Consider the following 18,141-nt stretch of genomic DNA (forward strand, 5'->3'; position numbering starts at 1 on the left):
AGGGCTGCGTCACCTGCGCCGGAGCAGCCAGCCCAGCAGCGCGCTCAGCCCCACCGCCACCAGCAGTCCCACCACTGTCGCGGCCTGTGAGCCGTCCGTACCGCCCACTCCGCCGAGCCACGCCAGCACCACGCCGAGCACGGCACTGGCCAGCACCACGCCGCCCGCGCGGCCCAGCCACCGCAGCACCACGTCCGGGTCGATCAGCCCGTCGTACGGCAGCAGCGCGGCGAGTGCGCAGAGCGAGTGCGCCAGGTAGAGCAGCGTCGCCACGGCGAGCAGCCGCCACAGCGCCGGCGGCCGGTCGAAGCCGAGCGTGGCCAGCAGCCAGCCGCCGACGGTCACCAGCGCGGTGAACGTCGGCCAGATCCGGCGCGGCCCGGCCGCCGGCAGCACGGCGGCCACCGTCAGGGCCAGCAGCGAGCGCGCGGTGAGGGCCTGCACCGGGTACGCGAGCAGGAAGCCGGCCAGCACGACGAGGAAGATGCCGCCGCGTACGAGCAGCGGCAGCGGGCTGACCCGGGCGGCGGCGTACCGCAGCGCCCGCACCCGCTCGACCAGAGCGTCCGTCACTGGGCCGGCCTTTCGTTCGCGACTGCGGGACTCCGCTTCGCTGCGTTCCTCGCGCTCACCGAAGCCCTGCCTTCGGGGCGGTCGCCAGCCGGGCCACGTCGCGCAGCACCTCGTCCAGGCTGCCGGCGCCGGCCCAGCGCACCACCGGCACCCCGTGCTCGCGGAGCTGGCCGATCATCGTGTCCCGGTCCAGCCGCCACAGCCGGTACGCGACCTCGGCCCAGCCCCGTTCCTTCGGCACCGGCAGCTCGGCCGGCAGCGTGTCCACGGCGACCACGAACCGCCCGCCACGGGCCAGCCGGGCCAGCATCTGCGCGGACCGCTCGTCGAGCAGCGGGGTGAGCACCACCACGAGCGCGTCGGAGGAGAGCACCTGCGGGCCGAAGACCTGGTCGTACGGTTCGTGCGGGGACGACTCGGCCTGCACGTCGAGCAGCCACTCCAGGACCGTCAGGTACTGCCGTCGCCCGGTGGCCGGACGCAGCCGGCGCGCGGCCGGTCCGTACTCCAGCATCGAGACCCGGTCGCCGCGGTGCAGGTAGTGCTCGGCGATCGCGGCGGCGGCCCGCACAGTGGTGTCCAGCACCGACGCGGTCCCGTTCACGCCACCGGAGCGGCCCGCCTCGGCCAGCACGTCCAGCAGCACCACCACCTCGGCGTCCCGGTCCGAGAGCGTCGCCGCGACGTGCAGCTGGCGGGCCCGCAGCGACACCCGCCAGTCGATCCGGCGCAGCCGATCGCCGGGCGCGAAGACGCGTACCCCGGCCAGCTCACCGCCCTCGCCCGGCCGCCGCGACCGGTGCGCGCCGACCAGTCCGGCGGCCCGGGGCATCGCCTCGACCGCGTCGAACGGCTCGGTACGCGGATAGACCCGGGCGCGGATCGGCTCGGTGATCACCGCGCGGGAGACCAGCAGCCCGTCGGCGGCGGCGACCCGCACCCCGGCCGGACCGATCGGGTGCCGTCCCCACCGCAGCGCCGTGCCGGTCAGCTCCAGGTCGACAGCGCTACCCCGGGGTACGGAGGTGACGAACGGGCGGTCGGCTCCGCCGGAGCGGCTCACGTCCAGCCCGGCGCCGCCGAAGCCGACCTGCTCCACCCGCAGCCAGCGCGACATCCGGGTCCGGACCACCGCCAGGTCGTACCCGATCAGATCGGGGTTGGCCACCGCGACGGTGGCGGCCAGCGGCGAGCCCTCGACCAGGTGGGTGTCCCCCACGCCGAGTTCCAGCTCGGGCAGTGCGGCGGGGCGGCGGCGCAGCGCGTACGCGGTCCCGAGCGCGAACGGCGTGGCGAGCACCACCAGGTCGATGCGGCCGAGCAGGACGGCGGCGACGAGCAGCACGCCGGTGAGCAGCACGGCCCGGCCGAGCGCCCAGGTGGGCGCCCAGCCGGTCGCCGCGTCGGCCCGGTCCATCAGCGTCCGGCGGCGTAGCTGGGCAGCGCGCCGCTGGCCGGGGCGGGCGTCGACTCCAGCACCTCGCCGACCACGAAGGAGGGGTCGACGCGGCGCAGCCACATCTCCGGCCGCAGCGTGATCCGGTGCGCCAGCGCGGGCGCCGCCACCGCCTTGACGTCCTCCGGCACCACGTAGTCCCGGTTGGCGAGCACCGCCCGCACCCGGGACAGCAGCAGCAGCGCCAGCGAGCCGCGCGGGGACGCGCCGACCAGCACCGACGGGTGCTCCCGGGTGGCGGCGGTGAGCGCCACGATGTACCGGCCGATCGAGTCCTCGACCACCACGTCCTCCAGCGCGGCCTGCATGGCGCGCAGCGTGGCGGCGTCCACCACCGGCTTGATCTCCGCCTCCTCGCGGCGGCGGGCGATCCGGCGGCGAAGTACGTCCCACTCCTCGTCGTGGCTGGGGTAGCCGAACGACACCCGCAGCAGGAACCGGTCGAGCTGCGCCTCCGGCAGTGGGTACGTGCCCTCGTACTCGATGGGGTTGGCGGTGGCGAGCACGTGGAACGGCTCGTCCAGCCGGTAGGTCACGCCCTCCACCGACACCTGCTTCTCCTGCATCGCCTCCAGCAGCGCCGACTGCGTCTTCGGCGGCGTCCGGTTGATCTCGTCGGCGAGCAGCAGGTTGGTGAACACGGGCCCGGCCCGGAAGGCGAAGTCGCCGCTGCTCTGGTCGTAGAGGAACGAGCCGGTCACGTCGGCGGGCAGCAGGTCCGGCGTGAACTGGAGCCGCCGGAAGTCCAGCCCGAGCGCCTGCGCGAAGGAGCGCGCGGTGAGCGTCTTGCCCAGGCCGGGCAGATCCTCCAGCAGCACGTGACCACCGGCGAGGATGCCGGCCAGCACCAGCTCCAGCGCGTCCCGCTTGCCGACCACGACGGTGCCGACCGCGTCCAGGACGGTCCGGGCGAGCCGGCCCACCTCGGCGGGGGGCATGCTCCGGTCCACGTCGTTCATCAGATCTTCTCCAGTTCGGCGACGATCGCCGCGAGGTCGCGCGGCGACGGAGGGCGGCGGACGGGGGTGGCGAGGAACGTCCACAGTGGCTCGCCGAGCACCGCCCGGGCGCGGGCCGGGTCGGACTCACGGGTGACGCCGTGGCGCTGGCGCAGCCGTTCGTCGGCCAGCTCGCCGAGGCGCGGCAGGATGCGCTCGGTGAACCGCTCCTGATTGCCGGCACACCAGTCCAGCGGGCGCTCCCAGCCGTTGATCGCGGTACGCAGCGCGTCCCGGGAGGACCAGTTCCAGGTGCCGGGCTCCTCACCGGCGGGCGCCCGGGCACCGGCGCGGGGCGGCGGCGGAGGCGAGAGCGCTGCGGTGACCCGGCGTACGGCGAGCACGGCGAGCACCCCCGCCACGATGATCCAGATCGGCACCTTCAGGCCGACCGCGCGCAGCCCGACCACGACCACCACCACGACGGCGGCGGTGACCGCCGCCGTCCGCAGCAGAGTGCGCGCCCGGCCGCCACCGGACGGACGCCCGGCCTCCCCGGCGGGCTCCTCGCCGAACGAGAGCAGGTCGTCGATGCTGCTGGTGCTCACGACGCCTCCCCCGCCAGGCTGGTCAGCTCGCCGCGCAGCCGCCGCAACGCGGCGCGGGCCTGGTCCCGGGTGCGCTCGTCGACCGGGTGCGTGGCGTAGCGGGCCTCCCGGTAGACGTTGGCGAAACCGTCGAGCACGTCGGCGCTGGCGATCGCCGGGATGCCGGCCGCCGGGTCGCCGCGCAGCAACCGGGCGACCAGGTCGGTCGGGGTGTCACCGGTCTGCCGGGGCACACCGGCGTCCTCGGCGGCCTCCTCCAGGCGTACCCAGCAGGCGATCACGGCGGTCCGCGGATCGGTGGAGCGGTCGTCCAGTTCGACGAGTCCGGCGTCGAGCGCGGCCACCACCTCGCGGGCGGTCCCCTCGGCGGTACGCCTGGTGCGCCGCACCGGCACCGCGCGAGTCGTCCGCCGCAGCGCGCCTCGGAGCACGTTCCACAGGACGTACCCGATGGCGCCCAGCACCGCCGCGAACAGCAACGCCACGGCGGCGGTGGCCAGCCAGTCGGGCACACCGCCCGACGTGGACTCACCCACGTCGCGGGGTTCCACCGGGTACGAGGGCACCGCCTCGGGCGACGGGTACTCCGGCACGTACGGGATGGTGTCGGCGGCGGGCGGGATCCGGCTGGCCCCGATGGCGGAGTGACCGGCGGCGAACGCGGCGAGCGCGAGCAGCACCGTCACCGCGGCGACCGGCCACCACCTGCGCAGTACGCCGAAATCCATCCCACCGCCTCAGGTGTTCCTCAGTCCACCCCGGCCAGGTCCTTCGCCCGGGTGAACACGTCGTCCAGCATCGCCGGTGTGAGCCGTCCGGTGAACGTGTTCTGCTGGCTGACGTGATAGCAGCCCAGCAACGCCGGCACCGACTCGCCGGACCAGTGTGCCCCATGACCGAACACCGGTCGCGGTGTGGGCGGTCGCTGCCCGTACACCTGTCTTAGCACCGGCCACCACGCGGCCCACGCGAACGCGCCGAGCGCGACCACGACGCGCAGCGTGGGCCGGATCAACTCGACCTCGCGGTGCAGCCACGGCGCGCAGGTGTCCCGCTCGGCCGGGGTGGGTTTGTTGTCCGGCGGCGCGCACCGCACGGCCGCGAAGATGCGGGTGTCGCGCAGCGTCAGGCCGTCGTCGGCGGAGACGCTCGTCGGCTGGTTGGCCAGCCCCGCGCGGTGCAGCGCGGCGAACAGCACGTCGCCGGACCGGTCCCCGGTGAAGATCCGCCCGGTGCGGTTGCCGCCGTGCGCCGCCGGCGCCAGGCCGAGGATCGCGATGCGCGCGTCCTGCGGTCCGAGGCCGGGCACCGGCCGTCCCCAGTAGTCCTGGTCGCGGAACGCCGCCCGCTTGACCCGGGCGACCTCCTCCCGCCACGCCACCAGGCGCGGGCAGGCGAAACAATCGCTGACCGCGCCGTCGAGGTCGGCCAGGTCGGCCGCCCGCGCGGCGCGGGCGACCACGTCCTGCGGGGTACGCGACTCAGCCAAGCTTCGCCCGGAACAGTTCCAGCGTGCGGGCCCAGGCGGTGGCGGCGGCCCGCTGGTCGAAGTGCTCCGGCCGGTCCTCGTTGAAGAACGCGTGCGCGGTGCCCGGGTAGTCGAACGTCTGGCAGGTGCCACCGGCGGACTCGATGGACCGGCGTACGCTCTGCACCCCGTCGGCGGCGGACAGGCCGTCGGCCTCGGAGCAGTGGATGAGCGCCGCCTTCCCGGCGTAGTCGGCCCAGTCGGTGGCCATGCCCTCCCAGGGCAGGCGCGGGTAGAACCCGGCGGTGGCCACGATGCGCTCGGAGAACGTGCCGGACCACAGCGCCAGGCTGGCGCCCGCGCAGAACCCGGCACAGCCCACCTTGCCGGCGACCTCGGACCGGCTCGCCAGGTATTCCGCGGCGGCCGCGATGTCGCTCGCCGCCTCGTCCATCTGGGAGCTGTTCAGCATCAGCCGTGGCTCGGTCGGCTTCACGGCCGGCCCGCCGTGCCGGAAGTCGGGCGCGAGGGCGACGAAGCCGGCCTCGGCGAAGCGGTCGACGACGGCCCGGACATGGGGCACCAGTCCCCACCAGTCCTGGATGACGATGACCGCCGGGCTGGCCGCACCGCCGGAGGGTATCGCGAGATACCCCTCGCTCGTCCCTCCGTTGCCGGTGAAGCTCACCATCTCGCCCATGGGCCCGTCCTCCTAGCGGTCAGTCATCATTGGCTGGTCGCCCAGTTGGCTGCTACGTGCCGGTAGCGTGCCACGCGGTCACCGGCCCGGGGAAGACGGAACAACAGTGGCATTCACCTCCTGTTGAACCGCCGGACAGGCACACACGCCGGGTATAGCGATTGCTAAACTAGCCGCGTGGTGGCTGGAGACTGGGACGTCTACCTGGTCGACGAGGTGCGGCAGTGGCTCGACACTCTCGACGCGTCCGCCCATGCGCGGGTGGTGCAGGCGATCGACCTCCTGGCAGAGCACGGACCAGGACTCGGACGACCCCTTGTCGACACCATCCACGGTTCGTCGATGGCGAACTTGAAGGAACTCCGGCCGGGCACCGTGCGTATCCTTTTCGCGTTCGACCCGTGGCGCTCGAGCATCCTCCTGGTCGCCGGCGACAAGTCCGGCCGGTGGAAGACGTGGTACCAGGAGGCCATTCCCGTCGCCGAGCACCGCTACGAGCTCTACCTCAAGGACCGGGCACGAGAGGAGGGAAAGGCATGAGCGACTACTCCCGGTGGCAGGACATCCGCGCCGACCACGTCGCCCGGGCCGGCGGGGAAGAGGCGGTCGATGCGGGTAAGCAGGAACTCCTCGCCGAGGTCATCGGTCACCGGCTCGCGGAAGTACGCCGAGCACGGGGGTTGACCCAACAGCAGGTGGCCGACCGCATGGGCGTCACCAAGGGACGGATCTCCCAGATCGAGCAGGGAAAGATCTCCGGTCAGGACGTGGTGGCCCGGTTCGCCGCCGCCCTGGGTGGCCGGCTCCATCAGGCGATCTATTTCGACGACGGCGACATCGCCGCCATCGCCTGACAGCGCTCCGCGCGAGATCTTGGAGATTAGGGCCCTCATGGGGCCGTTTCCTTCCAAGATCTCGCGGGGTCGAGCGCGCTCAGGGGGTTGACGTGGGTTCCGGGGAAGCGCTGGCGGTGGGCGCGGTCGGGGTGGCGCTGCCGGTGGGCGCGGGTGCGGGCGGGGCGATCGACGGCGAGACCGGCGGACCGAACGGGGCCAGCTCCGGGCAGTACGGGTAGGTGTTACGCATCTCCGGCACCGCGCCCGTGTCAGCCGTGCAGCTCGGCCAGCCGAGCGTGATCGGCACGCCGTTCTGGTCGAAGAGCCGCGCGTCGCGGACCAGCCGCCCCTGCTGGTCGTAGACGAAGACGTCCTCGATCCGGTCGTACCGGTGGTCCACCGACGTCTGCTCGTAGCTGCTGTAGCTGTCGGTGTCGGCGCGCTCGTCCACCTGGGCCAGCACGGCGAAGGAGAACAGCAGCAGCGCGGCGGTGCCGATCTGGTGCAGTTGCCGCCGCCACCCGGTGATCCCGGCGGAGCGGCGACCCCACCACATCGACGCGACGACCGCGCCGATGAGCAGCAACAGCCCCATTGAGCTGTTGCCGTCCAGCCGGGGCACCAGGCCGGACCGGCCGTCCACGATCCACGCCACGATCAGCGCGGCCAGCCATCCGCGCACCAGCCACCAGGCCGGGCGCAGTGGACGCAGGAAGTCGCTCACCGTCTCGTGCCCGAGCACCGGGCCGAGCTGGCGGTCGAGCAGACGCAGCTGGGTTGCCGCCTCCCGCCGGGCCTCGGCGAGGCGGTGGAAACGCGCCGGCCGCCGGCCCGGCTGGGCACCGGCGACGGCGCGCAGCTCGGCGGCGTACGCCTCGGGGGTGCCCAGCCGGTCGACCAGCGTGCCCTCGCCCTCGGCGGCCACCTCGGCGAGATGTTCCGGCAGGTCCTCGGTCAGCTCGTCGCGGACTTCCGGCGGCAGGTCGGCGAGCGCCGCGCGTACCCGGTCGACGTAGTCCGTGATCTCCTGCCCAGTGACGGTCATGCCGCCATCCCCCGATCGTCGAGCAGCGTGTCCATGGTGGTGGCGAACGAGCGCCAGGTCTTGCCGGAGCGGGTGAGCTGGTCACGCCCGGCGGCGTTGAGCGAGTAGTACTTGCGGTGCGGCCCGGACTCGCTGGGCACCACGTACGTGGTGAGCAGACCGGCCGCGAACAGCCGGCGCAGCGTGCCGTAGACCGAGGCGTCGCCGACCTCGGTGAGGCCGGCCTCGCGTAGCCGCCGCAGGATGTCGTAGCCGTATCCGTCCTCGTCCTTGAGCACGGCGAGCACCGCCAGGTCGAGCACGCCCTTGAGGAGCTGCGTGGTATCCACGCTCAGCACACTAGTGCGCATTACGCACTACCGTCAACGACACAGCACCTACGGGCGGGCGGTCCACCCGATGAAACGGTCGAACAGGTCGGCCGGATTCGGGTTGGTGCGCAGCAGGTCGCCGGTGGCGTCGAACAGGCAGCCCGCCATGTGGATCGACAGGGCGACGCGGTCGCGCCGGTAGTCCAGCAGCAACAACAGGCGGGCCGGCTGGCACGGCCAGGGAGCGGCGCACGCCCGGCACAACCACAGGGGCCGCATGGGTACGTGCGGCAGCACGGCCCGCCGGTCGCGCTCGGGTACGGGAGAACAGTTCCTCGCGGTCATCCCCCGATCGTGCTCGCGTGGTTGGCGATCGTCAACCCCTATCGCTGTTAACGATCGACAGACAATCGCAGCTACCTACCGTCAAGGGGTGGTCGAGTTCGTGGGTATCGCTGAGATCCGAGACATGCTCGGTGGCGTCTCGCGTGCCCGCGCGTCAGTGGTTGCCTCGCGTCGTGACTTCCCCGCGCCTTATCAGGTGCTCAGGATGGGCCAGATCTGGCGGAAGTCGGACGTCGAAAAGTGGATCAAGGAGCACCGCCCCGATCTGGCGACGGACTGACGCCGACCTCGCCGTTGACCAAGGAGTTGGCGTCCTCGGAGGCACCCCGATTGGACACAAACTCCTTGATCACCGCCTGAGGAGGCGGGGACGAGGGCCGGAGGGCTAGGCGAGGCTCCAGGCGATGCCGTCGAGGATGTCGTGCTCGGAGGCGACCACCGAGGGCATCCCGGCCCGCTCCATGATCACTCGCAGCACCAGCGCGCCCGCGCCGATCACGTCGGCCCGTCCCGGGTGCATCACCGGGTACGCCAGCCGCTGCTCGCTGCTCTTGCCGAGCAGGTCGGCGGTCACCTCGGCCACCTGCTCGTACGAGACGCGGGCGTGGTGGATGCGGCTGGGGTCGTACTCCCGGAGCCCTTCGGCCAGGGCGACCACGGTGGTGACCGAACCGGCGAGCCCGACCAGCGTGGCGGCCTCGCGGCCGGGCACGGCGGCGAGCGCGCGGTCGACGGCCGCGGCGATGTCGGCTTCGGCGGCGGCGGTCTGCGCCGGGGTCGGCGGGTCGCCGTGCAGGTGGCGTTCGGTCATCCGGACGCAGCCGATGTCCACCGAGATGGCGCCGCGCACACCGTCGGCGCGGGTGCCGACGACGAACTCGGTCGAGCCGCCGCCGATGTCGACCACCAGGTACGGCGGTTCGGCGTCGGCGGGCAGGCCGCGCACCGCGCCGGTGAACGACAGCCGTGCCTCCTCGTCGCCGGTCACCACCTCGGGCGGTACGCCGAGCGTGCGCTCGACCATGGCGCGGAAGTCGGCGGCGTTGGAGGCGTCGCGGGAGGCCGAGGTGGCGCACATGCGCACCCGGTCGGCGCCGGACTTCTCGATCTCCGCCGCGTAGTCGGCGAGCGCCACCCGGGTCCGCTCGATCGCCTCCGGGGCGAGCATGCCGGTCTGGTCGACGCCCTGCCCCAGCCGCACGATCTCCATCCGCCGGCTGACGTCGCGCAGCGGCGCGGACGCTCCCTCGGACGGGTCCGGCAGGTCGGCGATCAGCAGTCGGATCGAGTTGGTCCCGCAGTCGATGGCGGCCACACGCGCACTCACGGCGCCCACCCTACGGCAGCCCGCGCGGGGTCAGAGGCGCAGCAGCATTCGAGTGTTGCCCAGGGTGTTGGGCTTGACCCGCTCCAGGTCCAGGAACTCGGCCACGCCCTCGTCGTACGAGCGCAGGAGCTGCTCGTACACCGGCTGCGGAACGGGGGCGCCGTCGATCTCGCGGAAGCCGAACGAGCCGAAGAAGCCGGTCTCGAACGTGAGCACGAAGATCCGGGCGATGCCCAGCTCCCGCGCCGAGTCGATCAGCTCGCCGACGATCCGATGCCCGATCCGGTGGCCCCGGCACGACGGGTCGACCGCCACCGTCCGGATCTCGGCCAGGTCCTCCCACATGACGTGCAGCGCGCCGCAGCCGACCACTGTGCCGTCCGGCGTCACCGCGACGCGGAACTCCTGCACGTCCTCGTACAGCGTCACGGTCGCCTTGCTGAGCAGCCGCCGGTCGTCGGTGTAGGTGTCCACCAGCCGCCGGATGCCGCGCACGTCGGTGGTCCGGGCCCGGCGCACAGTGATCTCGTCGGTGCTCATCTCACTGGACCGGGGGCACGTCCACGCAGGGGCCGGCCGCCCACCACTTCTCCACAAGCGCCAGCGTCTCGTCGCCGAACGGGTTGACTCCCGGCCCGGCGGCGAGCGCGTGCCCGAGGTGCACGTGCAGGCACTTCACCCGCCCCGGCATGCCACCGGCCGAGATGCCGGCGATCTCCGGCACCTCCCCGATCGCCTCCCGGCGGGTCAGGTAGTCCTCGTGCGCCGCCCGGTACCGCGCCGCCAGCTCCGGATCCTCGGCGAGCCGCTCGGCCATCTCCTTCATCAGCCCGGCCGACTCCAGCCGGCTGCACGCCGCCGTGGCGCGCGGGCAGGTCAGGTAGAACAGCGTCGGGAACGGCGTCCCGTCGGCCAGCCGCGGCGTCGTCTCCACCACGTCGGGCAGGCCGCAGGGACACCTGTGGGCCACCGCGCGGGTGCCGCGAGGCGGGCGTCCGAGCTGCGCGGCCACCGCGGCCAGGTCGGCCTCGGTGGCCGGCTGGCGTTCCGGCGGGGGTACGGAGTCCGCCGCCGGCTCCTGCGGTGGTACGACGCTCAAGGAAGTGCCTCTCGGATCAAAGCTCACTTGTCGGGGCGCTCGGCGTTGGCCGCCCGCACGCTCCCCCACAGGGTGTCGTACCAGGGCTCGGGCGGCTTCGGCGCCCCCGGCTTCGCGCCCTTGCCAGCGTCCTTCGCGGCGCCCTCCGGGTCGGACAGCACCACGAGCAGCGTCTCGCCCGGCTTGCCCATGAAGAACCGCTCCCGGGCCTGCGTCTTGACGTACTCCGGGTCCTTCCACTTGGCCGCCTCGGCGGTGAGCCGCTCGATCTCGGCCCGCTGGGCGGCCTGCGCGGCCTCCATCCGCTCGATGTCGGCCTGCTGGTCCAGGTAGACCCGGACCGGATAGGTGTACGCCAGGGCGAGCGCGATCAGCACCGCGAACAGCACTGTGGCGCGCCCGGTGAAGCGCCGGGGTTGGGGTGCGGTGAGCCGCTTGACCGGACCACCGGCGGCGGTACGCCGGGCCGCGGCGGGTCGGCTCGCGGAGCGTACGCCGTCGGTGGCACGGGACGCGCCGGGTGACCGGCCGGCGGCGCGCGCCTCCGCGCGGACGCCGTTGTCGCGGGCCGTGGACCGGACCCGGGCACCGCCCGCCCGGCCGGGCTGACCCGGCCGACGGGCGGGCCGCTGGCCACCCGGTGTGCGGCGCTGCTGCATCGTCACACCCCTCCCCCGGAGCGCTCGCTCAGGCCGAACGGTAGCGCGGGAACGCGCCGGCACCGGCGTACCGCGCCGCGTCGGCCAGCTCCTCCTCGATCCGCAGGAGCTGGTTGTACTTGGCCACCCGGTCCGAGCGGGCCGGCGCGCCGGTCTTGATCTGCCCGCAGCCGGTGGCGACGGCCAGGTCGGCGATGGTGGTGTCCTCGGTCTCGCCGGAGCGGTGGCTCATCATGCACTTGAAACCGGCCCGGTGGGCCAGGTCGACGGCGTCGAGCGTCTCGGTGAGCGAGCCGATCTGGTTGACCTTCACGAGCACCGCGTTTGCGGCCTGCTCGGCGATGCCCCGGGCGATGCGCTGCGGGTTGGTCACGAACAGGTCGTCGCCGACGATCTGGATGCGGTCGCCGAGCGCGGCGGTGAGGGTGGCCCAGCCGCTCCAGTCGTCCTCGGCCAGCGGGTCCTCGATCGACACGATCGGGTAGTCGCCGGCGAGCTTGGTGTAGTAGTTGCTCATCTCCTCGGCGCTCTTGGCGCTGCCCTCGAACGTGTAGGTGCCGTTGTCGAAGAACTCGGTGGCGGCCACGTCGAGCGCGAAGACGATGTCGGTGCCGAGCCGGTAGCCGGCCTTCTCCACCGCCTCGGCGATCAGGTCCAGCGCGGCGGCGTTCGTGGGCAGGTTCGGGGCGAAGCCGCCCTCGTCGCCCAGGCCGGTCGACAGGTCCTTCTTCTTCAGCACCGACTTCAGCGCGTGGTAGACCTCGGCGCCCGAGCGCAGCGCGTCCCGGAACGTCGGCGCGCCGATCGGCGCGATCATGAACTCCTGGATGTCGACGTTCGAGTCGGCGTGCGCGCCACCGTTGAGGATGTTCATCATCGGCACCGGGAGCAGGTGCGCGTTCGGGCCGCCCAGGTAGCGGAACAGGCTCAGCTCGGCGCTGCCGGCGGCGGCCTTGGCCACGGCCAGGGAGACGCCGAGGATGGCGTTCGCGCCCAGCTCGCCCTTGTTGTCCGAGCCGTCGATGTCGATCATCTTCTGGTCGATCAGCCGCTGCTCGCTGGCCTCGTAGCCGATGAGCTGGTCGACGATCCGGTCCTCGATGTTCGCGACCGCCTTCTCGACACCCTTGCCCAGGTAGCGATCCTTGTCACCGTCGCGCAGCTCGACCGCCTCGAAGGCGCCGGTGGAGGCGCCGGACGGCACCGCGGCGCGGGCGATCGTGCCGTCGTCGAGCCCGACCTCGACCTCGACCGTCGGGTTGCCCCGCGAGTCCAGGATCTCCCGGGCGACGATTCCCTCGATGGTTGCCACTGAGTCGCTCCTCGTTTGTGTGGTTCCGGTCCGGTATGGGCCGCGACGGTGCGGCTGAGGCAGGTGTTGAACGCAGCGTATCGGTCCCCGCCCTGGCGCACCCCGCTCGGGGCGGCCCCCGAGGCGCTTGCTGAGACGGACATTCCCGGATTACCGGTCGTCAACCGGCAACCGGTTTGCGAGACGCTGCGTCGATCGACAAGGCTGGGCATCATGCCTGCCGCCTCGACGACTCTCCGCGTGCTCGCCGCCTCGGTCATCGCGTCGCTCTCGGTCACCGGCTGTCAGGCCCTGGACGACGCGAACGTCGCGCTCGGTCGCGCCGACCTGGTCAACGACCTCGCCGCGCGGATGGACCGGGCGCTGGAGCAGACCTGGGCCGCCGACTACCAGCTCGACGGCGGCCGGACCGCCTCGATCGCGCAGACCAAGAAGCCGCTGCGGTCCACGTACACCTGGCCCGGCGGCAAGATCACGGTGACCCAGGAGTCGGTGACCCGGTGCGCGAGCACCGCCGCCCGCACGTCCTGCACCGTCTCGCCACCAGTGCTCACCGCCGGGAAGCCGTCGGTGATCGTCTACGACGAGGCGCGCAAGCAGGGCCTGGTCACGCCGCCCGCGGTGATCCGGCTGCTCACCGACGCGGCGCTGGCGCCGGAGGCGGTCATCGAGCAGAGCGACACCACGCTCGCCGGCCGCCACGCCACCTGCGTCGACGTCACCCACGACGGGGAGCGCTTCAACGCCTGCGTGACGAACGAGGGCGTGCTGGGAAGCTTCTCCGGCACGCTCGACGGCAAGCCCGCCGAGGTGACGCTGAGCCGCTACACCGAGAGCGTCGAGGCCGCCGCGTTCGCGGTGCCGGACGGCGCCGGCGTGGTGGACCGCCGCCCGTCCACGTCGTGACCCCGCCCGACGGCGCCTCGTCCGACGCCGGCGCTCGGGCCGCCGTCGCTCGCCCGGCCGGCTTTCGGCCCGCGGCCGACCACGGGCGGCCGCCGGAGCCGGACGACCTGGCGTTGCCGGTGGCCGGCCGGAAACTGCTGACCGGCCCGGACGAGCAGCCGCTGCGGATCGGCGCGCTGCCCGGTCACCTCGCCTGGACCCCGGTCGGCACGCTCGACGGCATCCCGGCCTGGGCGGCCGAGGTGACCGATCCGGAGTCGCTGCCCGGCCGCTGGCGTAGCTGGCGCGGCCTCGCCGCCGAGCTGCCCGCACCCCGCGCCGACCTGGCCGGGCGGGCGCTCGCCGTGGTCACCTGGCGGCGTACCCACAGGTGGTGCGGGGCGTGCCGGGCCGAGCTGGCCGACGTACCGGGCGAGACCGCGCGGCACTGCCCGAACTGCGACCTCACCGCGTTCCTGCCGCTGTCCGTCGCGGTGCTGACCGCGATCACCCGCCCCGGCCCGGCCGGTGGCGCCGACGAACTGCTGCTGGTCCGCCACGCGCACGGGCCGACGCAGCTGTGGGCGCTCGTCGCCGGGTTCGTCGAGGCGGGCGAGTCGCTGGAGGCGGCCGTGCACCGCGAGGTCGCCGAGGAGGTCGGCCTGACGCTCGCGCGACCGGTGTACGTGGACAGCCAGCCGTGGGCGCTGTCCGGGCCCGGCACACTGCTCGCCGGTTTCACCGCCGAGGTGACCGACCCGGCCGCCGAACCGCTTGTCGACGGCACCGAGCTGACCGAGGCGCGCTGGTTCCCGGCCGACGCGCTGCCCGCCGAGCTGCCGCCCGCGTACTCCCTGTCCCGCTGGCTGATCGACGCGGTCGCCGCCCGGCGGTGAACCTCACAACCCCAGCAGCGTCCGCAGGTGACGCGGCGGCGGGCAGTCGTGCGCCAGCATCGCGTCGTGCCAGTCGCGCACCGGCACGCCGTCCGGCCGGGCGGCGGCGATGTCGGCCATCTCGCTGTAGCCGACGAAGTACGTGGAGAGCTGCGTGGAGGTGAGCAGCGCCCGCCGCCACTTGCCGGCCGCCTCGCCCTCCTCCTGGAAGCCGCGCCCGGTCATCAGCGCCATCGCCTCGGACTCGGGCAGGTCGTCGCAGTGCACGAGCTGGTCCAGCAGCGCGTTGATGGTCATCCGGAGCTGCATCTTGAGCTGCTGCAACCGCACCGGCAGACCGCCGAAGCCGAGCCCGGCCATCAGCTCCTCCGCGTAGACCGCCCAGCCCTCGATGAACACGCCCGACTCGGTGAGCGCGCGTACCCGCGTCGGGCCCTCGTAGCGGCGGGCGTGGGCGAGCTGGAGGAAGTGCCCGGGCATCGCCTCGTGCACGGTCAGGTTGCGGATCATGTGGTCGTTGTACTCGCGGTAGAACGACTCGACCCGCTGCGCCGGCCAGTCCGCCGGGGTGGGCGAGATGCAGTAGAACGTCGGCACGTCGGCCGTCTCCAGCGGGCCCGGGGAGTCGCAGTACGCCACCGCCACACCGCGCGCGAACTCCGGCATCTCCTGGATGACGCACGGGTCGCCGACCATGCTGACCAGGTCGTGGTGGCGGACGAAGTCACTCGCCTCGTCCAGCGTGACCGAGGCGAGGTCGACGATGGTGGCGTCGTCCGGGTGCTCGGCGGCGAGCAGGTCCAGCGCCCGGCGTACCGTCTCGTCGTCGGCCGGGCCACCGACCAGCTCGACCGACGCCGCGCGGATCTCCTCGGTGACCCGGTCCAGGTTGGCCCAGGCGCGGCGCTGCACCTCGGCGGCGCTCAGCTCGGTGTCGAGCGTGTGCCACAGCCGCGCCTCCCAGCGCCGCCGGCCCAGCCGCGGGTCACGCCCCGGGCCGGCGTCGGCGGCCAGGCCCTGCCGCAGCCAGGCCACGAACTCCTCCAGCGCGGCGATCGCCTCGGTGGCCGCCGGACCGACCCGGTCGCGCAGCGCCGGCGCCTCGGCGAGCAGCCCGGGCACCTCGTCGCGGATCAGCGCCGCCGTACCGGTGAACTGCCCGATCGCCGTCTCCGCGTGGACCCGCGGCATGTCCCGCAGCGTCGCACGCGCCGTCGACAGCGCATCGGGTACGGCCGACAGACGTCCGGCCAGGCTGGTCAGGCGCTCCTCGGCCGGGGCGAACGGACGGGCCAGCAGGGCGTGCAGCAGCGGCCCGGGATTGTGGCGCAGCGGATCCCACTCGTGGGTGCGGATCTCGGTGGCCTCGAACAGACCCCGGTCGACGAGGCTGGCGAGCAGCGCGTGGTCGACGTTCTCCGCCGGGTCGAGAGCGTCCGGGTCGATCTCCGCGAGCGCGTCGGCCGCGTCTTTCAGCATCGCCTGGTCGGCGGCGAGGGCGTCGGCGGAGAGATCGGGCAGCCGGTCGTCGTACCGGTGGTCCCCGGCGGAGGTGGCCAGCCCGGGCCGGCTCTCCAGCAACGCCTCCACGATCCGCTCCGCGAGCGGCCCGAACGACTCCATCCCCCGACCCTACCGGCGTCCCGTTCCTACCCCTCCCTCCTCCCCGCGCCCCACCCCCCTCCCCGCGTTGATCAAGGAGTTTGTGTCCCCGAGACCGTCCAATCCCGACACAAACTCCTTGATCACCGCCCCGGGTCACCTCGGAGGGCCGGCCTGCACACCTGCCGACTCGGCGATCTTGCACTTGGTGCCCGGGCAGATGGGGCAATTGCGGCACGACTGGGGCCGGAAGTGCAAGATCGCCGAGAGAGGGTGGGGAAGGGTGGGGTGGCGGGGCGGGGCGGGGCGTCAGGCGGGGTCAGTCGGGGTGGTGCGTTCGGCGGCTCGGACCGCTTCGGCGTACGCCAAGGTGGCCCGCCGCAACGCGGCCTCCGGGTCGATGCCGGCCTGACGGGCGGCGGCGACGGTGGCCAGCAGAGTCGCGCCGAGCCGGGCCTCCGGGTCCACCTGCGACTCGGCCAGCGGGGGCGGTACGGCGAGGCCGACCCGGCCGGCCCGGTCCAGGATCTTCGCGGCCAGGGAGAGCGCGGGCTGGCTCAGCGCGATGCCGTCCAGCACCGACTCACGGGTCTTCTCGGCCCGCTTGATCCGTTCCCAGTTCGCCTCGATCTCCTCGATCGAGCCGGCCGGCTCACCGGAGAAGACGTGCGGGTTGCGCCGCACCATCTTGTCGACCAGCGTGCCCGCGACGTCGTCGACGGTCCAGCTCTTGCCCTCCGGCAGATTCTCCGCCAGCCGGGCGTGCAGCAGCACCTGGAGCAGCACGTCGCCCAGTTCCTCGCGGAGCGCGTCGGTGTCGTCGGCGCTGATCGCGTCGTACGCCTCGTAGCACTCCTCCAGCAGGAAGCCGGCCAGGGTGCGGTGGGTCTGCGCCCGCTTCCACGGATCGCCACCCGGGGAGGCCAGCCGGTCCATCACCTCGACCGCGTCGAGCAGCCGGGCGCCGGGCGGATCCCACGAGCCGTACATCAGCTCCAGTTCGGCCAGGCCGGGCTCGCGGGCCAGCCGCAGCCCCAGCTCACGGGCCAGCGTCTCGTCGCCGGCCGGGCCGGCCAGCCACACCGCGCCGCCCCGCGCGGCGGCGGCGTCCAGCAACGCCTGGGTCGCACCCTCGGTCACCACACTCACGTCGGCGCCGGCTGTCCGGACCGCGCGGGTCAGCTCGCTCTCCGCACCGGCGAGGACCGGCGCGGAGCGTACGGCGTCCCAGGCGGCCGAGGTCAGCAGGCCGGCGGGCAGCCGGGGCGAGGTGACGAGCAGGACGATCCGGGCGGTCATACGGCTCCGGGAGCCGGCGAGCCGGAGGCCGGCGCCTCCGGCGTGGAGATGTCGGTGACCGGGCCGTCCTGGTCGACGTACGGCAGGGAGTAGAAGACGAACGACTGGCCGGTGTTGACCAGCGACGGCACGCCCGTCACGCCGAACCGGGGGTTGACCCGGACGTCCGACTTCTCGGCCTGCTCCTGCAGCGCGCTGCTGAGTGCGGTGGCGGTGCGGACGAACCCGGCCTCGCCGAACGCCTGCCGGACCTGGTCGACGCTCAGGCCCGGCTGGATCGCCCCGGTCTTCTCGATGGCGTGGTAGACGGCCATCAGGGACTCGTCGCTGAGGTCGGCCGGGGGCAGGCTCTGCTGGAGCGTGCCGGAGAGGTCGACCCACTCGCCCCACAGCTTCGTGTACTCCGTGGTCGCCGGCATGCGGAGCGCCTGCTGGATCTGCTCCGGGGAGATCTGGTCGGTGACCTGGAGGCCCTTGTCGGCCACCACGCGCTTGCCCAGGTCGATCGCGACCAGCAGGTTCAGCACGTCCTGCCGGGTCACCGAGGACCGCAGCTCCGCCGGCGACGGCGTCTGCGGCGCCTGGCTACGGACGGCGTCCGCGTACTGCCGCTGCGCGTCCTCGTAGATCGCGTCGACCCGGTCGACTGAGTACCGGGTGTCCCCGACGTACGCGGCGACGTCCGGGGCGGAGCGGCCACAGGCGGCGAGAGAGAGCGCGGCGAGGGCCGCGACGCTGACGGCGACGAGGGAACGGCGAGCACGCATGTGGGTCACTCTCTC

The 18,141-nt window shown here is 73.3% G+C and carries 23 protein-coding genes; 5 read left to right on the forward strand and 18 right to left on the reverse strand.

Going from position 1 to position 18,141, the window contains the following annotated elements; all coding sequences use genetic code 11:
- Nucleotides 1-9: 9 nt before the first annotated feature.
- Genes Q3W68_RS03795 through Q3W68_RS03825 form a run of 7 tightly spaced genes read right to left on the reverse strand, consistent with a single transcriptional unit; the run spans nucleotide 10 to nucleotide 5,743 of the window.
- Nucleotides 10-573, reverse strand: a complete 564-nt coding sequence (locus Q3W68_RS03795) for a hypothetical protein (protein ID WP_302904108.1) — start codon at nucleotides 571-573, stop codon at nucleotides 10-12.
- Nucleotides 574-628: 55 nt separating this feature from the next.
- Nucleotides 629-1,990, reverse strand: coding sequence for a DUF58 domain-containing protein (locus Q3W68_RS03800; protein ID WP_302904109.1), 1,362 nt, complete (start codon nucleotides 1,988-1,990; stop codon nucleotides 629-631).
- The gene (locus Q3W68_RS03805) at nucleotides 1,990-2,988 is read right to left on the reverse strand and encodes a MoxR family ATPase (RefSeq protein ID WP_302904110.1); all 999 of its coding nucleotides are present in this window, start codon (nucleotides 2,986-2,988) and stop codon (nucleotides 1,990-1,992) included. The genes Q3W68_RS03800 and Q3W68_RS03805 overlap by 1 nt, the downstream gene beginning before the upstream one ends.
- Nucleotides 2,988-3,575: a hypothetical protein gene (locus Q3W68_RS03810; RefSeq protein WP_302904111.1), complete on the reverse strand. Its 588-nt coding sequence runs from the start codon at nucleotides 3,573-3,575 to the stop codon at nucleotides 2,988-2,990. Before Q3W68_RS03810 ends, Q3W68_RS03805 begins: the two co-directional genes overlap by 1 nt.
- The gene (locus Q3W68_RS03815) at nucleotides 3,572-4,303 is read right to left on the reverse strand and encodes a DUF4129 domain-containing protein (protein ID WP_302904112.1); all 732 of its coding nucleotides are present in this window, start codon (nucleotides 4,301-4,303) and stop codon (nucleotides 3,572-3,574) included. The genes Q3W68_RS03810 and Q3W68_RS03815 overlap by 4 nt, the downstream gene beginning before the upstream one ends.
- 20 nt (nucleotides 4,304-4,323) lie before the next feature.
- Nucleotides 4,324-5,037: a uracil-DNA glycosylase gene (locus tag Q3W68_RS03820; protein ID WP_302904946.1), complete on the reverse strand. Its 714-nt coding sequence runs from the start codon at nucleotides 5,035-5,037 to the stop codon at nucleotides 4,324-4,326.
- 19 nt (nucleotides 5,038-5,056) lie between these two features.
- Nucleotides 5,057-5,743 carry a dienelactone hydrolase family protein gene (locus Q3W68_RS03825; RefSeq protein WP_120571597.1) on the reverse strand — a complete coding sequence of 229 codons (687 nt, stop codon included), beginning with the start codon at nucleotides 5,741-5,743 and terminating at the stop codon, nucleotides 5,057-5,059.
- A 177-nt stretch (nucleotides 5,744-5,920) separates the two neighbouring features.
- On the opposite strand from Q3W68_RS03825, the gene Q3W68_RS03830 reads away from it, so the two are divergent.
- Nucleotides 5,921-6,283: a type II toxin-antitoxin system RelE/ParE family toxin gene (locus tag Q3W68_RS03830; protein WP_013284103.1), complete on the forward strand. Its 363-nt coding sequence runs from the start codon at nucleotides 5,921-5,923 to the stop codon at nucleotides 6,281-6,283.
- Nucleotides 6,280-6,597, forward strand: coding sequence for a helix-turn-helix domain-containing protein (locus Q3W68_RS03835; protein WP_302904113.1), 318 nt, complete (start codon nucleotides 6,280-6,282; stop codon nucleotides 6,595-6,597). The genes Q3W68_RS03830 and Q3W68_RS03835 overlap by 4 nt, the downstream gene beginning before the upstream one ends.
- A gap of 79 nt (nucleotides 6,598-6,676) precedes the next feature.
- Here the strand turns inward: Q3W68_RS03835 and Q3W68_RS03840 are convergent, their stop codons facing one another.
- Genes Q3W68_RS03840 through Q3W68_RS03850 form a run of 3 tightly spaced genes read right to left on the reverse strand, consistent with a single transcriptional unit; the run spans nucleotide 6,677 to nucleotide 8,280 of the window.
- A complete protein-coding gene (locus tag Q3W68_RS03840; RefSeq protein ID WP_302904114.1) occupies nucleotides 6,677-7,624 on the reverse strand; it encodes a hypothetical protein in 948 nt (315 codons plus the stop codon).
- Nucleotides 7,621-7,953 carry a PadR family transcriptional regulator gene (locus Q3W68_RS03845; protein WP_302904115.1) on the reverse strand — a complete coding sequence of 111 codons (333 nt, stop codon included), beginning with the start codon at nucleotides 7,951-7,953 and terminating at the stop codon, nucleotides 7,621-7,623. Before Q3W68_RS03845 ends, Q3W68_RS03840 begins: the two co-directional genes overlap by 4 nt.
- 48 nt (nucleotides 7,954-8,001) lie before the next feature.
- Complete coding sequence (locus Q3W68_RS03850; RefSeq protein ID WP_302904116.1) at nucleotides 8,002-8,280, reverse strand: hypothetical protein; 279 nt, start codon at nucleotides 8,278-8,280, stop codon at nucleotides 8,002-8,004.
- A 100-nt stretch (nucleotides 8,281-8,380) separates the two neighbouring features.
- Here Q3W68_RS03850 and Q3W68_RS03855 point away from each other — a divergent pair, with 100 nt between their 5' ends.
- Nucleotides 8,381-8,560, forward strand: coding sequence for a hypothetical protein (locus Q3W68_RS03855; protein WP_121686518.1), 180 nt, complete (start codon nucleotides 8,381-8,383; stop codon nucleotides 8,558-8,560).
- A gap of 105 nt (nucleotides 8,561-8,665) precedes the next feature.
- Here the strand turns inward: Q3W68_RS03855 and Q3W68_RS03860 are convergent, their stop codons facing one another.
- The 5 genes from Q3W68_RS03860 to eno are packed head-to-tail and all read right to left on the reverse strand — an operon-like array spanning nucleotide 8,666 to nucleotide 12,677.
- Nucleotides 8,666-9,595, reverse strand: coding sequence for a Ppx/GppA phosphatase family protein (locus tag Q3W68_RS03860; protein WP_302904947.1), 930 nt, complete (start codon nucleotides 9,593-9,595; stop codon nucleotides 8,666-8,668).
- A 42-nt stretch (nucleotides 9,596-9,637) separates the two neighbouring features.
- A complete protein-coding gene (locus Q3W68_RS03865) occupies nucleotides 9,638-10,147 on the reverse strand; it encodes an amino-acid N-acetyltransferase (RefSeq protein ID WP_302904117.1) in 510 nt (169 codons plus the stop codon).
- Nucleotide 10,148: 1 nt separating this feature from the next.
- Nucleotides 10,149-10,706 (reverse strand): DUF501 domain-containing protein, encoded by a 558-nt coding sequence (locus Q3W68_RS03870; protein ID WP_194798556.1) that lies wholly within the window; start codon nucleotides 10,704-10,706, stop codon nucleotides 10,149-10,151.
- A gap of 23 nt (nucleotides 10,707-10,729) precedes the next feature.
- On the reverse strand, nucleotides 10,730-11,365 hold the full coding sequence (locus tag Q3W68_RS03875) for a septum formation initiator family protein (protein ID WP_302904118.1): 636 nt from the start codon (nucleotides 11,363-11,365) through the stop codon (nucleotides 10,730-10,732).
- Between the two features lie 28 nt (nucleotides 11,366-11,393).
- Entirely contained in the window at nucleotides 11,394-12,677 is a 1,284-nt protein-coding gene (gene eno / locus Q3W68_RS03880) for a phosphopyruvate hydratase (RefSeq protein ID WP_013284093.1), read from the reverse strand.
- A gap of 213 nt (nucleotides 12,678-12,890) precedes the next feature.
- Here eno and Q3W68_RS03885 point away from each other — a divergent pair, with 213 nt between their 5' ends.
- Together Q3W68_RS03885 and Q3W68_RS03890 are read left to right on the forward strand one after the other, a co-directional pair.
- Complete coding sequence (locus Q3W68_RS03885; RefSeq protein ID WP_302904119.1) at nucleotides 12,891-13,583, forward strand: hypothetical protein; 693 nt, start codon at nucleotides 12,891-12,893, stop codon at nucleotides 13,581-13,583.
- Nucleotides 13,580-14,458, forward strand: coding sequence for an NAD(+) diphosphatase (locus tag Q3W68_RS03890; RefSeq protein ID WP_302904120.1), 879 nt, complete (start codon nucleotides 13,580-13,582; stop codon nucleotides 14,456-14,458). The genes Q3W68_RS03885 and Q3W68_RS03890 overlap by 4 nt, the downstream gene beginning before the upstream one ends.
- Nucleotides 14,459-14,461: 3 nt before the next feature.
- On the opposite strand, the gene Q3W68_RS03895 is transcribed toward Q3W68_RS03890, so the two are convergent.
- The 3 genes from Q3W68_RS03895 to Q3W68_RS03905 form a co-directional block, all read right to left on the reverse strand.
- On the reverse strand, nucleotides 14,462-16,081 hold the full coding sequence (locus Q3W68_RS03895; protein ID WP_302904121.1) for a DUF885 domain-containing protein: 1,620 nt from the start codon (nucleotides 16,079-16,081) through the stop codon (nucleotides 14,462-14,464).
- A gap of 288 nt (nucleotides 16,082-16,369) precedes the next feature.
- Entirely contained in the window at nucleotides 16,370-17,359 is a 990-nt protein-coding gene (locus Q3W68_RS03900) for a nucleoside triphosphate pyrophosphohydrolase (RefSeq protein WP_302904122.1), read from the reverse strand.
- Nucleotides 17,356-18,126, reverse strand: coding sequence for a hypothetical protein (locus tag Q3W68_RS03905; protein ID WP_302904123.1), 771 nt, complete (start codon nucleotides 18,124-18,126; stop codon nucleotides 17,356-17,358). The genes Q3W68_RS03900 and Q3W68_RS03905 overlap by 4 nt, the downstream gene beginning before the upstream one ends.
- Nucleotides 18,127-18,141 lie beyond the last annotated feature (15 nt).

Source organism: Micromonospora sp. C28ISP2-4 (assembly GCF_030519385.1).
Lineage (GTDB): Bacteria > Actinomycetota > Actinomycetes > Mycobacteriales > Micromonosporaceae > Micromonospora > Micromonospora tulbaghiae.

Bases quoted from the DNA above. Each gene is read 5' to 3' on its own strand.
- Q3W68_RS03800 (WP_302904109.1), bottom strand. From the start codon at position 1,990: ATGGACCGGGCCGACGCGGCGACCGGCTGGGCGCCCACCTGGGCGCTC.
- Q3W68_RS03805 (WP_302904110.1), bottom strand. From the start codon at position 2,988: ATGAACGACGTGGACCGGAGCATGCCCCCCGCCGAGGTGGGCCGGCTC.
- Q3W68_RS03815 (WP_302904112.1), bottom strand. From the start codon at position 4,303: ATGGATTTCGGCGTACTGCGCAGGTGGTGGCCGGTCGCCGCGGTGACG.
- Q3W68_RS03825 (WP_120571597.1), bottom strand. From the start codon at position 5,743: ATGGGCGAGATGGTGAGCTTCACCGGCAACGGAGGGACGAGCGAGGGG.
- Q3W68_RS03835 (WP_302904113.1), top strand. From the start codon at position 6,280: ATGAGCGACTACTCCCGGTGGCAGGACATCCGCGCCGACCACGTCGCC.
- Q3W68_RS03840 (WP_302904114.1), bottom strand. From the start codon at position 7,624: ATGACCGTCACTGGGCAGGAGATCACGGACTACGTCGACCGGGTACGC.
- Q3W68_RS03850 (WP_302904116.1), bottom strand. From the start codon at position 8,280: ATGACCGCGAGGAACTGTTCTCCCGTACCCGAGCGCGACCGGCGGGCC.
- Q3W68_RS03865 (WP_302904117.1), bottom strand. From the start codon at position 10,147: ATGAGCACCGACGAGATCACTGTGCGCCGGGCCCGGACCACCGACGTG.
- Q3W68_RS03875 (WP_302904118.1), bottom strand. From the start codon at position 11,365: ATGCAGCAGCGCCGCACACCGGGTGGCCAGCGGCCCGCCCGTCGGCCG.
- Q3W68_RS03885 (WP_302904119.1), top strand. From the start codon at position 12,891: ATGCCTGCCGCCTCGACGACTCTCCGCGTGCTCGCCGCCTCGGTCATC.
- Q3W68_RS03895 (WP_302904121.1), bottom strand. From the start codon at position 16,081: ATGGAGTCGTTCGGGCCGCTCGCGGAGCGGATCGTGGAGGCGTTGCTG.
- Q3W68_RS03900 (WP_302904122.1), bottom strand. From the start codon at position 17,359: ATGACCGCCCGGATCGTCCTGCTCGTCACCTCGCCCCGGCTGCCCGCC.
- Q3W68_RS03905 (WP_302904123.1), bottom strand. From the start codon at position 18,126: ATGCGTGCTCGCCGTTCCCTCGTCGCCGTCAGCGTCGCGGCCCTCGCC.